The 12,970-nt window shown below is 66.5% G+C and carries 15 protein-coding genes; 7 read left to right on the top strand and 8 right to left on the bottom strand.

The features are described from left to right. The first annotated feature begins 48 nt into the window (after nucleotides 1-48). The 3 genes from tesB to ACFPPA_RS04920 are packed head-to-tail and all read left to right on the top strand — an operon-like array spanning nucleotide 49 to nucleotide 2,090. Complete coding sequence (gene tesB / locus ACFPPA_RS04930) at nucleotides 49-915, top strand: acyl-CoA thioesterase II (RefSeq protein ID WP_377317824.1); 867 nt, start codon at nucleotides 49-51, stop codon at nucleotides 913-915. A 25-nt stretch (nucleotides 916-940) separates the two neighbouring features. Continuing rightward, the gene (locus ACFPPA_RS04925) at nucleotides 941-1,333 is read left to right on the top strand and encodes a hypothetical protein (protein WP_377317822.1); all 393 of its coding nucleotides are present in this window, start codon (nucleotides 941-943) and stop codon (nucleotides 1,331-1,333) included. Between the two features lie 49 nt (nucleotides 1,334-1,382). Next, the gene (locus ACFPPA_RS04920; protein ID WP_377317820.1) at nucleotides 1,383-2,090 is read left to right on the top strand and encodes an arginyltransferase; all 708 of its coding nucleotides are present in this window, start codon (nucleotides 1,383-1,385) and stop codon (nucleotides 2,088-2,090) included. A gap of 39 nt (nucleotides 2,091-2,129) precedes the next feature. Here ACFPPA_RS04920 and ACFPPA_RS04915 read toward each other — a convergent pair whose 3' ends face one another. Beyond that, the gene (locus ACFPPA_RS04915) at nucleotides 2,130-3,644 is read right to left on the bottom strand and encodes an FMN-binding glutamate synthase family protein (RefSeq protein WP_377317818.1); all 1,515 of its coding nucleotides are present in this window, start codon (nucleotides 3,642-3,644) and stop codon (nucleotides 2,130-2,132) included. A gap of 109 nt (nucleotides 3,645-3,753) precedes the next feature. Further along, complete coding sequence (purT, locus tag ACFPPA_RS04910) at nucleotides 3,754-4,935, bottom strand: formate-dependent phosphoribosylglycinamide formyltransferase (RefSeq protein WP_377317816.1); 1,182 nt, start codon at nucleotides 4,933-4,935, stop codon at nucleotides 3,754-3,756. Between the two features lie 157 nt (nucleotides 4,936-5,092). Here purT and ACFPPA_RS04905 point away from each other — a divergent pair, with 157 nt between their 5' ends. Then, nucleotides 5,093-5,959 (top strand): SPFH domain-containing protein, encoded by an 867-nt coding sequence (locus ACFPPA_RS04905; protein ID WP_377317814.1) that lies wholly within the window; start codon nucleotides 5,093-5,095, stop codon nucleotides 5,957-5,959. A 99-nt stretch (nucleotides 5,960-6,058) separates the two neighbouring features. Then, nucleotides 6,059-6,253, top strand: coding sequence for a type II toxin-antitoxin system antitoxin (locus ACFPPA_RS04900; protein WP_377317812.1), 195 nt, complete (start codon nucleotides 6,059-6,061; stop codon nucleotides 6,251-6,253). Nucleotides 6,254-6,348: 95 nt separating this feature from the next. Here ACFPPA_RS04900 and ACFPPA_RS04895 read toward each other — a convergent pair whose 3' ends face one another. Both ACFPPA_RS04895 and ACFPPA_RS04890 read right to left on the bottom strand, forming a co-directional pair. Further along, nucleotides 6,349-6,723: a YncE family protein gene (locus ACFPPA_RS04895; RefSeq protein ID WP_377317810.1), complete on the bottom strand. Its 375-nt coding sequence runs from the start codon at nucleotides 6,721-6,723 to the stop codon at nucleotides 6,349-6,351. Between the two features lie 59 nt (nucleotides 6,724-6,782). Continuing rightward, a complete protein-coding gene (locus tag ACFPPA_RS04890) occupies nucleotides 6,783-7,163 on the bottom strand; it encodes a DUF423 domain-containing protein (protein WP_377317808.1) in 381 nt (126 codons plus the stop codon). Between the two features lie 79 nt (nucleotides 7,164-7,242). Between ACFPPA_RS04890 and ACFPPA_RS04885 the strand changes: the two genes are divergently transcribed. After that, nucleotides 7,243-7,854 (top strand): SCO family protein, encoded by a 612-nt coding sequence (locus ACFPPA_RS04885; protein WP_377317806.1) that lies wholly within the window; start codon nucleotides 7,243-7,245, stop codon nucleotides 7,852-7,854. Continuing rightward, a complete protein-coding gene (locus ACFPPA_RS04880; protein ID WP_377317804.1) occupies nucleotides 7,851-8,303 on the top strand; it encodes a copper chaperone PCu(A)C in 453 nt (150 codons plus the stop codon). Before ACFPPA_RS04885 ends, ACFPPA_RS04880 begins: the two co-directional genes overlap by 4 nt. Before the next feature lie 9 nt (nucleotides 8,304-8,312). Here ACFPPA_RS04880 and ACFPPA_RS04875 read toward each other — a convergent pair whose 3' ends face one another. From ACFPPA_RS04875 to ACFPPA_RS04860, 4 genes are all read right to left on the bottom strand, one after another. After that, entirely contained in the window at nucleotides 8,313-9,176 is an 864-nt protein-coding gene (locus tag ACFPPA_RS04875) for a cytochrome c oxidase assembly protein (RefSeq protein WP_377317802.1), read from the bottom strand. Nucleotides 9,177-9,301: 125 nt separating this feature from the next. Next, nucleotides 9,302-11,221, bottom strand: a complete 1,920-nt coding sequence (locus tag ACFPPA_RS04870; RefSeq protein ID WP_377317800.1) for a GldG family protein — start codon at nucleotides 11,219-11,221, stop codon at nucleotides 9,302-9,304. Between the two features lie 4 nt (nucleotides 11,222-11,225). Continuing rightward, nucleotides 11,226-11,960, bottom strand: coding sequence for an ABC transporter permease subunit (locus ACFPPA_RS04865; RefSeq protein WP_377317798.1), 735 nt, complete (start codon nucleotides 11,958-11,960; stop codon nucleotides 11,226-11,228). Continuing rightward, a complete protein-coding gene (locus ACFPPA_RS04860; protein WP_377317796.1) occupies nucleotides 11,957-12,910 on the bottom strand; it encodes an ABC transporter ATP-binding protein in 954 nt (317 codons plus the stop codon). Before ACFPPA_RS04860 ends, ACFPPA_RS04865 begins: the two co-directional genes overlap by 4 nt. Between the last annotated feature and the right edge of the window lie 60 nt (nucleotides 12,911-12,970).

Below are 12,970 nucleotides of genomic sequence, written 5' to 3'. Positions count from 1 at the left end.
CCGAGGCCACTATAATCGCGCCTTCCACCGCCGCAACGAGCCCGCCCGATGTCCCCCAACCACGTGACCGAACTGGTCGAGTTGCTGCAGCTCGAGCGGCTGGAAGACAACCTGTTCCGCGGCCAGAGTCGCGACATCGGCACCCGTTTCGTGTTCGGCGGCCAGGTCCTGGGTCAGGCGCTGGCCGCGGCACAGCAGACGGTCGATCCGATGCGCGAGGCGCACTCGCTGCATGCGTATTTCCTGCGTGCCGGCGACATCGAGGCACCGATCGTGTACAGCGTGGAGCGGACCCGCGACGGCGGCAGCTTCTCCTCGCGCCGGGTGGTGGCGATCCAGCACGGCCAGCCGATCCTCAACGGCTCGATCTCCTTCCAGGAACCCGAGCAGGGGGTCGAACACCAGACCACGATGCCGGAAGTACCGCTGCCGGAAGACCTGGAACCGATGCGTCACCTGCCGCCCGAGGAACTGGCGCGGTTGCCGGTGAAGCTGCAGCGCTGGCTGGGCATCGACGGTCCGTTCGAATTCCGCCAGGTGTGGCCGCGCGATGACATGCACCCGGTCAAGCGGCCTCCGATCCAGCACATCTGGTTCCGCCTCACCGCACCGATCGACGACGCGGCGATCCTGCATCGCGCCCTGCTCGCCTACGCCTCGGATTTCCACCTGATCGGCACCGCCACCCTGCCGCACGGCATTTCCTACATGACGCGCAACGTGCAGATGGCCAGCCTCGACCACGCACTGTGGTTCCATCGCCCGTTCCGCGTCGACGAATGGCTGCTGTATTCGTTCGACAGCCCGACCGCCCAGGGCGGACGCGGACTGGCGCGCGGGCAGATCTTCAGCCGCGACGGCCGGCTGGTGGCCTCCACCGCGCAGGAAGGATTGATCCGCGTACGCAACGGCTGAACGACCGATCGCGTAAACTGCACGCATGCGCCAGATCTACACCTCGCCCCGCCAGGAAAACATCGATGCCGTGGTCGCCCTGCTGGCGGAACACGGCATCGAGGCCACCGTGACCAATCGGTCCAACTACAACCGCCCGACCTGGCAGCGGTTCAGCTACATGCAGCGGCGGGACGACCAGGCCAGCTGGCCGCAGGTGTGGATCACCCGCGCCGACGACTACACCGCGGCCCGCGCCCTGCTGCGCGACATCGGCATCGAGCCGGTGATCCGCCACGCCGCCGAACTGGCGGCCGCGCGCAATCCATCGCCGGAGGATCGGCGCCTGCGCACCGCGGCGCGCGTGCGCCGGATCCTGCTGCTGGCGGTGCTGGTCGTGTTCACCGTCCAGATGCTGCGCTACCTGCATGTGATCTGAGCGGCCGCGGCGATGGTGCAGCGCCCTCGGGCCGGCATAGAATCGGGGCATGCGCCGTTCCGACCAAGTCCGCCTGTTCCAGACCCTGCCCCACGCGTGCGGCTATTACCCCGGCCGCACCGCGCAGAACCTGGTGCTCGACCCGGCCGCGCCCCAGCTTGACCAGTTGTATGGCCCGGCACTGGAACGCGGCTTTCGCCGCGCCGGTGGCCATCTGTATTTCCCGCACTGCCCGCAATGCCATGCCTGCACGCCCTGCCGCATCGACGTCGAGCATTTCCAGCCGGACCGGGCCCAACGGCGTTGCCTGAAGCGCAACGCCGACCTCGTCGTCACTGAATGCATCCCCGGCTACAACCGCGAGCGTCACGCGCTGTACGAACGTTACCTGCAGAGCCGGCATGCCGGCGGCGGCATGGACGATGCGGAGGCCAGCGACTTCCGCCGCTTCCTCACCGCACCGTGGAGCCCCACGCTGTTCATCGAGCTGCGCGCGGGCGAACGGCTGCTCGCGGTCGCCGTCACCGACGTCTGCGCGAACGGTATGTCAGCCGTCTATACGTTCTTCGACCCGGACGAAAGCGCACGCAGCCTGGGCACCTACGCGATCCTGCAGCAGGTCGAACTGGCCCGCCGCCGCGGCATGCCCTGGCTGTACCTGGGCTTCTGGATCGAGAGCCATCCGAAGATGGATTACAAGCGGCGCTTCAGGCCGCTGCAGATCCGCACGGCGGAGGGCTGGCAGGCGATGCCGTAGCTGGCGCTCGCTCCTGCTCGCACCGGTCCGCGCGGCGACTCACGTCCCGGCGTCGGCCGCCGGCGGATACGGAAACAATTGCTCCAGCGGGATCGAGACACCATCGTCGCCGACCACCCGGCAATGGCTGCGGTCGAGCTGGCGCGGGTCATCGACTCCGCAGCTGTGCGCGATGATGCCCACCTCATGCATCACGTTGGTCGCATAGTGGTAGACCTTCTCGCTCTTGTCGGTGACCACCAGGCCGCGCTGCAGCTTCGGGTTCTGCGTGGTGATGCCGGTGGGGCAGGTGTTGCGGTTGCACTGCAGCGACTGGATGCAGCCCAGCGACAGCATGAAGCCGCGCGCCGAGTTGACGAAGTCCGCTCCGGTCGACAGGGCGCGCGCCACGTCATAGGCAGTGATCAACTTGCCCGAACCGATCACCTTGATGCGCTGGCGCAGGCCCCTGCTGATCAGCGTGTTGACCAGCTCCGGCAGCGCCTCGTGCAGCGGCAGGCCGACGCCTTCCATCAGGGTCTGCGGCGCGGCACCGGTGCCGCCTTCGGAGCCGTCGACGATGATGAAGTCCGGTGCGCTCTCGATCCCGCGCCGGGCGACTTCGTCGCACAGTTGCTCGATCCACGCCATCCCGCCGAACACCGCCTTGAAGCCGACCGGCTTGCCGGTGAGCTCGCGGATATGCGCGATCGCGTCCATCAACTCGCTCACGTTGGCGATGTCCAGGTGCCGGTTCGGACTCTGCGAGTCCTCGCCGACCGGAATGCCGCGGATCGCGGCGATCTCGGCGGTCACCTTCACGCCCGGCAACAGGCCGCCCATGCCCGGCTTGGCGCCCTGACCCAGCTTGATGCTGACCATCTTCACCTGCTTGTACGCACAGATCGCCTGCAGCTTGTCGTCGTCGAGCCGGCCGTCGGGCGTGCGCACGCCGTACTTGGCGGTGCCGATCTCGAACACGATGTCGCAACCGCCCTCGAGATGGTACGGTGCCAACCCACCCTCGCCGGTGTCCATCCAGATCCCGGCCCGGGCGGCGCCGATCGACAGCGCCCGCACCGCCGGTGCCGACAGCGCGCCGAAGCTCATCGCCGAGATGTTGAAGAAGGCGGCATGGTCGTACGGCTCGCGCGCATAGGGGCCGATGCGCACCGGCTTCGGTTCGACATGGTGGTCGCCCAGCGCGGGAAACGGCGCGTTGACGAAGAACGGCACGCCCTCCTTGCGCAGGTCGCGGGTGGATCCGAACGCATTGGTGTTCTCCGCGTTCTTCGCGGCCCGGTAGACCCATACGCGCTGGGCCCGGTTGAACGGCAGCTCCTCGCGATCACTGGAGTACAGGTACTGGCGGAAGAATTCGCCCAGGTGCAGGAACCAGTAGCGGAAATGCCCGATCACCGGGAAGTTGCGCAGCACCGCATTGGTGGTCTGGTTGCGGTCGACTACCCAGGTCACCAGCACCACCATCACGACCAGGGCGAGCAGCAGCAGGGCGAAGGCCACGCCGGTTTCCACCAGCACCACCAGCCAATGCGCGAATCCGGTTGATTGCATGATTGTTCCCTACCCGATCGAATCCGAATGACGGCGCAGCCGCCGCATACCCCCGCGCCCGGCGGAAGCCAGGCCAGCCTATCGCATCGCATCCGGCCATCGGCCGTGATTACAATTCGATGCGCAGGTGCTCTTTCGCGCGCACCGCCTTGCCGATCGCCGCCTCCAGCGTATCGGCCCGTGCCAGGGTCACCGCCATGCGCCGGCGACCGCTGACCGTGGGCTTGCCGAACAGGCGCAGCTGCGTACCCGGCTCGGCCAGTGCCTCGGCCACGCCGTGGTAACGCGGCCCGCTGCCGTTGCCCTCGACCAGTACCGCGCACGACGCCGAGGGCCCGAACTGATGAATCACCGGAATCGGCAGGCCGAGGATCGCCCGCGCATGCAGCGCGAATTCGGACAGGTCCTGCGAGATCAGGGTGACCAGCCCGGTGTCGTGCGGGCGCGGGCTGACCTCGGAAAAGATCACGCTGTCGCCCGTGACGAAGAACTCCACGCCGAACACCCCCCAGCCACCCAGCGCCCCGGTCACCGCGGCCGCCTGGCGTTGCGCATCGGCCAGCGCCAGCGGGCTCATCGGTTGCGGCTGCCACGATTCACGATAGTCGCCCTCCTCCTGGCGATGGCCGATCGGCGCGCAGAAACTGACCCCGCCCGTATGCCGTACCGTCAGCAGGGTGATCTCGTAATCGAACTCCACGAAACCCTCGACGATCACCCGGCCCTGACCGGCACGGCCACCGGATTGCGCGTACTCCCACGCGTGATTCAGCTCAGCGGGCGTGCGCACCACGCTCTGGCCCTTGCCGGAGGAACTCATCACCGGCTTGATCACGAACGGGTAGCCGATCGCGGCGACCGCCTCGCGATACTCGGACTCGTCATCGCAGAAGCGGTAAGGCGAGGTCGGCAGACCCAGCTCCTCCGCGGCCAGGCGGCGGATGCCTTCGCGATCCATCGTGAGCCAGGTCGCGCGCGCCGTGGGGACCACCCGTTGCCCCTCCTTTTCCAGGTCGATCAGGGTATCGGTGTGGATCGCCTCGATCTCCGGCACCACCAGGTCGGGCTTTTCCAGCTCGATCACGGCACGCAGCGCCTTGCCATTGAGCATGTCGATCACATGACTGCGGTGGGCAACCTGCATCGCCGGCGCATTGGCATAGCGATCCACCGCGATCACCTCCACCGCATAGCGCTGCAACTCGATCGCCACTTCCTTGCCCAGTTCGCCGGCGCCCAGCAGCAGGACGCGCAACGCGTGATCGGAATGGGGAGTACCAAACGGCTTCATGGGCAGGCTCCTGGGGCAAACCCGCATTGTAAGGGCCCGGGCCCGGCAGTGACCGGCGCCAGGCGGACACGGGACGGCATGGGCAGCGGTCGCCAAATATCTTGATATAGATATCATTTTGATATCTAATTCTGGACACTCAAGGGAGGATCGATCCATGAACGAACACAAGGGCTTTTCGCTGGCCGGCATTCCGTTTGTCGGCGTCTGCATCGTGCTGTTCGCCATTGCCACTTTCGCGGTACTGGTCTCCGCCCCGGCGCAGCAGGCGATCGGCGTGGTCGCCGGCCTCGCGCTGGAGGTGATCACCGCCTTCATGCTCAAGGGTTTCTTCCAGGTCGCGCCGAACGAAGGCCAGGTACTGCAGCTGTTCGGCAAGTACGCCGGTACCGCACGGGTGGAAGGCCTGCGCTGGACCAATCCGTTCTACAGCAAGCGGCGCATCTCGTTGCGCGTGCGCAACTTCGAGAGCGGCAAGCTGAAGGTCAACGACAACGACGGCAACCCGATCGAGATCGCCGCCGTGGTGGTGTGGCAGGTGTTGGATACCGCCGAAGCGGTGTTCTGCGTCGACGACTACGAAAACTATGTGCACATCCAGACCGAGTCGGCCCTGCGGCAGATGGCACAGAGCTATCCCTACGACGCCCACGACGACGGCAAGCCCTCGCTGCGCAGCCACGGCGACGTGATCAACTCGCATCTGCGCGACGAGATCCAGACCCGCCTGGGCAAGGCCGGCGTGGGCGTGATCGAGGCCCGCATCAGCCATCTCGCCTATGCCCAGGAAATCGCCCAGGCCATGCTGCAGCGGCAGCAGGCCGGCGCGATCATCGCGGCCCGCACGCGTATCGTCGAGGGCGCGGTCAGCATGGTCGAGATGGCACTGGAACAACTGAGCAGGCGCGGCGTGGTGCAGCTCGACGAAGAACGCAAGGCCGCGATGGTCAGCAACCTGCTGGTGGTGCTGTGCGGCGAACGTGGCACCCAGCCGGTAGTGAACACCGGTACGCTGTACAACTGATCGGGAGTCCGCGCATGACGACCGCATACCTCGTCCTCGTCGCCCGCCGCGCCGCCGCACGCACGGCAGCGCGGCGGCGCCAGCTACACTGACGGCAGCATGGCCACCGAAAAAAAAGCCTATCCGCTGCGCATCAATGCCGCCGTGCTGGAGGCCATGCAGCGCTGGTCCGACGATGAGCTGCGCAGCGTCAACGCACAGATCGAATACGTGCTGCGCGAGGCACTACGCAAGGCCGGTCGGCTGAAGCCCGCCGGCAGCAAAGCCGATCCACCGGTCGACGACGGGCATTGATGCTGGCGCGTCGTGTCGAACATCCCGGTCCGACGGTGCGACCGTGACGTGCCCCTGCCCGGTTCGGGTGTCTGGCCCTGCCGCCCGCCCCGGCCTCAGGGATGGCTTGCCGAGGCGACCTGCAGCTGCGGCAACCTGAGTTCGTCCAGCTCGCCGTCATCGTCGACCACGAACAGCTGGCCGTCGCGCTGCACCAGCGCATCGACATCCTGCAGACCATGCGCGACCTTGAGCCGGCGCAGCGGATGTCCGTCGACGGCGTTGTAGACGACCAGCTGATCGGCCGGGCCATCGGCAACTACCAGCCAGTCGTGGCCACGATCGCGCCAATGCACCAGCGCATTGAACGATGGCGAGGCCGCGCTGGTGCTCTGCGGTGCACGGATCAGCGCCACGCCAGCGAAGGCAATCGCCACCAGGCCCAGTGCCGGCAGCCAGGACGGTATCCGCATGTTCGCCGTGATGTTCATGCGTGCATGCTGGGCCCGCCGCATGACAGGCGGATGACGTCGCCGTTGCCGTGCAGTGCTCAGTCGGTCGGGGAGCGCAGCGACAGTCCAAGCGCAATCCAGCCGACGACGAAGGCCAATCCACCGAATGGCGTGATGACCCCGACCCAGTGCGGTGCACCCAGCGCCAGCGCGTACAGGCTGCCACTGAACAGCACGATGCCGCCGGTAAACGCGGCAACCGCCAGTCGCCCGCTGCGGCCGCGCCCCAGTCCGACCGCCAGCGCCAGCGCCAGTGCATGCCAGACGTGATAGCTCACTGCGGTATGCCACAGCTCCTGGCTGCGCGCGTCGAACACCGCGCGCAGCGCATGCGCGCCGAATGCGCCCAGCAGCACGGCGCTCGCTCCGGCGGTGCCGACCAGCAGAGCGCTGCCGTTACGGACAGTTTGTCGCAGCATGAGCAGATTCCCGGGTCGACGAACGCGCGGCCGCAACCGGTGTCGTATGCTTGATTGGATGATCACCCCGGATTCTCGCATGAAGTCCCGCTCCCTTCTTTTCTCCGCTGCGCTGCTGCTCGGCCTCGGCCTGCTGCTCGGTGGCTGCCAGCGCACCGCCCCGCTGCCGTTCCGGTTGACCAATGTCAGCGGCCACATGCCGGCGCTCGAATTCCACCTCACCGACGACCAGGGCCGGACGGTGTCGGCCGCGGACTATCGGGGCAAGGTGGTCCTGCTGTATTTCGGCTATACGCATTGTCCGGACGTCTGCCCGCTGACCCTGGCGCATCTGCACGTGGTGATGCAGCGGCTGGGCAAGCTGGCCGATGGCGCGCGTATCCTGTTCGTCAGCGTCGACCCCACCCGCGACACACCCCCGGTGCTTCACGCCTACGTCAACGCATTCGATTCGCGTGCAGTCGGCCTGACCGGCAACGCGCGCACGATCGAAACCCTGGTCAAGCGCTATCGCTCGGCGTTCACCCGCGAACCGGCCAGCAGCGACGGCAACTACGAGGTCAGCCACAGTTCGGCGATCTACGTTTTCGATCGCGACGGCCATCCGCGCGTGCTGTCCACGCCGGCCGACTCGCAGGACGACCTCGTGCACGACCTGCATCTGCTGCTCGGCAACGGAGACGGAGCATGAAACCATCCCTCGCCTTTTCCCTGCTGGCGGGCCTGCTGCTTGCCGGCGGCGTGCATGCCAGCGCCGCCGATCATGTGCGGGCCAGTCACGCCTGGATCCGCGTACTGCCCGGCGACTTGCCGGCCGGCGCCTATGTCACGCTGGAAAACCAGGCCGACCAGCCGGTCGCCCTGAGCGGCGCCAGCAGCAGCATCTACGCCCGGGTGATGCTGCACCACAGCGCCGTGGAGGGCGGCATGAGCCGCATGACCATGGTCGATTCACTGACTGTGCCCGCGCATGGCAAGGCCGTGCTGGCGCCGGCGGGATATCACCTGATGCTGATGCAGGCCGCCACCCCGGTGAAGCCCGGCGATACGGTCCGGCTGACGCTGAAGTTCAGCGATGGCAGCACCCTGCCCGCCGATTTCATCGCACGCCCGGCCAACGCGCTGGATGCCGGCGACTAGGAACGGGAATCAGTCGGGAGTGCTGGCGACGATCGCCGGTGGTCTACCCGGACTGCGCGGCAACCGGCCATTGCGCGACAGGCGCAACCACTGGCGCAGCGCGATCAGCCCGCCGATCGATTCGACCAGCGCCGCCGGCACCCAGGTGATCAGGCCACCGACCATCTGCCCGGTCAGCACGTTGAAGGTGAACGCCCGGCCGCAGATCTCGAAAATCGGATAGAGGTCGGTCCGCGAAAAGGTGACGATGGCGCCCGCGAGAATCTGCGGCGTCATGGTGATCGCCGGCGACAACACCCGCAGGCCCGCGACCATCCGGCCCGGCGGATGCGGCCGATGGTCGAGCACCAGCGCCCAGTAGGCAAACCCGCTGATCAGCATCGTCCAGTTCATGAAGCGATAGACCCGCCAGTCCAGCATCGCCAGCGTCTGCAGGTCGGGAATCAGCCAGATCAGCACGAACACGACGAACAGCGTGGTCGCCACCGCGGGCTGCAGCAGCACGCCGCTGACCGCCCGCCATGGCCATGAGCGCTGCAGCGGTCGCAACAGCCGCAGCCGCCATCTCAACGGCAAGCCGGCACGCAGCGCCGCCGCCGGATAGGCGATCACGATCAGCAGTGGCGCCAGATGGTGCAGCAGCAGCTGCTGCAGGCGGTGCATGAAGAACTCATGCTCGGCGTAGTAATCCAGGTAGGTGTGCAGCGACAGGTAGATGATTGCCATGCCGCTCCAGAACGCCAGCTGGCGACTGAAGCTCACACGCAGCCGCCGACTGCCGCGCAGGTACAGCACGCCGATCAGCAGGAACGTCGCGAGGAATACCCACGAAAATTCCCACGGCACCATCCATTTCAACAGCGTAGCAATCACGATCACGGCACCGGGGTCAGCGTACGCACCGGCGATATGACCGGTGCCCACCGCCCAGCATAATGCCGCGCGTCATCGAAGTGTGTGCCGACGCGCCACCGCCAGGCTGCGGCGGATTGCCGCCTTCACCGCAGCCGTCGGTTGCGCCGGCTGCGACGCCAGCCGTACAACAGGCCGATCAGCACCACCAGCGACGGCACCAGCACGATGTTGATGACCTTCACGCGCAAGCCCAGCGCGTCGATCTCGGCATTGAGCTGATGCTGCACGTTGCGCAGCTCCTTGTTGATCTCCAGCTGACGCTGGCGGAACTGCTCGATCTCGCGGCGCTGCTCGGCGGTGACGCTGCCGGCGTGATCGCGCTTGGCCGGCTGCAACTCTTCCAGCCGGCGCCGGGTATCGGCCAGCTCCTGTTCCAGCTCCTGCTCCTTCTGCAGGAATTTCTGGTCGGCGACATTGCGCAACGCCTGTACCCGCGTGAACGGACGCTGCGAGGTGGAGCGGCCACGGATCGACAGCAAGGCCGAGGAACCGCTGAGGTTGTCCACCATGTTGGTGATGAAATCGCCGTTGTTGGCGAAGACCCGCATCATCGTCTGCCCGAGCATGGTCTGCGGCTCCACCCATAACCGGTCGCTGAGCAGATCGGTATCGGCCACCAGGATCACCTCGGCATCCGGCGCGGAACGGGCCCGATGGCCGGGCTCCCCGGCTCGCTCGGGAAATGCGCTGTCGAACGTCCCGCGCAGGCGCGCAGCCAGCACGTAATGTGCGTTGTCGGGCTTGTAGTCCCGCAACAGCCGGGTCGGATCGCCACTGGCTTCCAGCACCCGCGTGGCCGGCACCAGCTCAGCCTCGGCACTGCTCTGCAGCAGGGGAATCAATCGCGTATGCGCCGCCTGCGTCAGGTCGAAGTGACCGATCGTGGACACGTTGATCCGCTGCAGGCTGGCAGTGACCGCATCGTCACGGTTGATCTCCTGCTCGCCGAGGTCGAGCATGGCCGGGTGATTGAGGCTGCTGCCGGCCAGCTCGATCTGCAGCGCACGGCTGCGATCCAGCACGACCGTGTGCGGGTCGTAGACCACGCCCCAGGCAGCGAACAGCCGCGACAGATCCGAAGCGTGATCCGCGGCCAACGCGGCCTCCGAAGCGTATGCCGACGTGCTGTCGAGTTCCGCGTCGGGATCGACAAACACCGCCAGGTGCCCGCCTTGCAGCACGTACTGATCGATCGCATATTCGGCGTCGGGCGACAGCTCTTTCGGGTGGATCAGCAGCACCACCTTCAGCTTGTCGTCGATGTGCCGCAGGCTCGCCGGATCCAGCATCTTCACGTCGAACAACTGGCCGAGCTGCTGCATCACCGCCCACGGTTGCTCGCCGAGCGCCGGATTGCCTTCCACCGGCAGCGAGCTGATCACCCCGATCGACGGCTTGTGCACCTGATTCAGTTCGTACAGCAGCTTGGCGATGTCGTATTCGAGAAAGGTCTCGCGCGCCGGATCGAAAAAGGCAATCGCCAGGGTCTTTTCCGGCACGCGGTCTTCGACGTTGTCGCTTTCGAGATTGCCCGACATGGCGTTGCCGGCCAGTCCGAAAAACACCCGCTCGCCATTGCTGCCGCCGTTGGCCGCGGTGAGGCCGGCGCCTTCGGCACTGGCCTCGTCATCGGAGTACGGCACCGGATCGATGACCTGCAGGCGGATGTGGCCATGCGAGCGGGCCACCATTTCCTGCAGCATCTCGCGCACGCGTTGCTCGTAGCTGCGCAGCTTCGGCAGATCGCGGGTGGCGTGCTCGGAGAAATACAGAGTCAGCCGCAGCGGCCGCTGCAGCGTGTCCACGATGTGCAGCGTGCCCGGCGTCAGCGTGTACAACCGGTCGGTGGTCAGATCGATCCGTGAGGCATGCAGCCAGCGGCTGCTGGCCACGATCAACGGCACGAAGACCAGCACCAGCAGGATCAGCGCGCCATACAGCACGGCGCGCCGGCTGAGATGCAGCGGCGTGTGAAAGACGGGAGGCAGACGCAGGCGCGGCATGTCGTCAGCGTATCCGCTTGAGGTCGAGCAACAGCACGCCGGCCAGCAGCCAGCCGACCATGCTGAGCAGGAAGTACACCAGGTCGCGCAGGTCCAGCACGCCCCGCGCGATTGCCTCGAAATGCCGCAACATGGACAGGTGGGCCACCGCGTTGATCAGCTTGCGCGGCAAGGTGCCCTGGAAGAAGTCCAGCACCTGCGGCTGTCCGACCAGGATCAGCAGCACGCATACCAGGGCGGTCAGGATGAACGCCACCACCTGGCTGCGGGTCAGTGCGGAAAGGCAGGCGCCGATGGCGATGAAGGTGCCGGCCATCAACCAGCTGCCCAGGTAACCGGCCAGGATCACGCCATTGTCCGGCGAGCCCAGATAGTTGACGGTGATCCAGATCGGCAGGGTCAGCACCAGCGCCAGCCCGATGAACAGCCACGCCGCCAGGAACTTGCCCAGCATCGCCTGCCACAGGGTCAGCGGCAGGGTCAGCAGCAACTCCAGCGTGCCGCCCTTGGTCTCCTCGGCCCACATGCGCATCGTGATCGCCGGCACCAGGATCAGGTACAGCCACGGCTGCATCACGAAAAACGGCTGCAGGTCGGCCTGCCCGCGCTCGTAGAAATCGCCTGCGTAGAAAGTGAGGATGCCGGCCAGCACCAGGAAGATCACCAGGAAGACATAGGCCACCGGGGTCACAAAATAGCTGCGCAATTCGCGCCGCATCACCGCATTGACCGGGTTCATGCGCGCTCCCCGGCGACATGTTCCGCGCTGCCGGGCCCGGTGGTGATCTGGCGGAAAACCTCGTCCAGCCGGCCCCGTTCGAGCTGGATTTCGGAAACCTCCAGACCCTGCTTGCGCAACAGGGTTTCGACCGGCTCGAGGATCCGCTCGCCAGGCCTTGGAAACACCGTGATGCGGCCATCCAGCGGATCGACCTCGATCGAGGCCACCTGCGGCAGCCGCCCCAGCATCTCCTGCGACATGCCGCTGCCCGGCGCACTGAACGATACCGCCCCGTGGTAACGCGAACGCGCCTCCAGCTCCGCCGGGGTGGCATCGGCCAGCAACTTGCCGCGGGCGATGATCACCACGCGGTTGCACAGTGCGTGCACCTCTTCCAGCAGGTGAGTGGAGATCAGGATGGTGCGGTCGCGCGCCATCACGTCGATCAGCTGACGCACCGCGTGCTTCTGGTTCGGATCGAGGCCGTCGGTCGGCTCGTCCAGCATCAGCACCGGCGGATCATGCAGGATCGCCTGGGCCAGACCGACCCGTCGGCGCAAGCCCTTCGACAGCGTGTCGATGCACACGTCCAGCACGTCTTCCAGTTGCAGCTGCTGCACCACCGCATCGAAGCGCCGATAGCCGACGTCCGGCTTGAATCCGCGCATCCGCACGATGAACTGCAGAAACTCGCGCACCGTCATCTCGCCGTAGCTCGGCGCGCCCTCCGGCAGGTAGCCCAGTGCGCGTTTGGCCTTCAGCGGCTCGCGGCTGACATCATGGCCACAGACCCGCGCCGTGCCCGAGGTCGGCAGCAGGAATCCCGCGATCATGCGCATCGCGGTGGATTTGCCGGCGCCGTTCGGCCCCAGCAGACCGAGTACCTGGCCCGGTTCGACACGGATGCTCAGCGCGTCCACCGCGGTCAGGTTGCCATAGCATCGGGTGAGCTGGTCGGTTTCGATCATGTCCGGTGATGGGCAGTGGGGATGGCTCGGCGAGCACAGGCAATGGGTGGCGCGGCGGTA

The sequence above is a fragment of the Rhodanobacter ginsengisoli genome (genome assembly GCF_042657065.1).
Taxonomy (GTDB): Bacteria; Pseudomonadota; Gammaproteobacteria; order Xanthomonadales; family Rhodanobacteraceae; genus Rhodanobacter; species Rhodanobacter ginsengisoli.
Note: the sequence above shows the minus strand (reverse complement) of the source record. Positions and strands in the feature narration are given on the sequence as shown.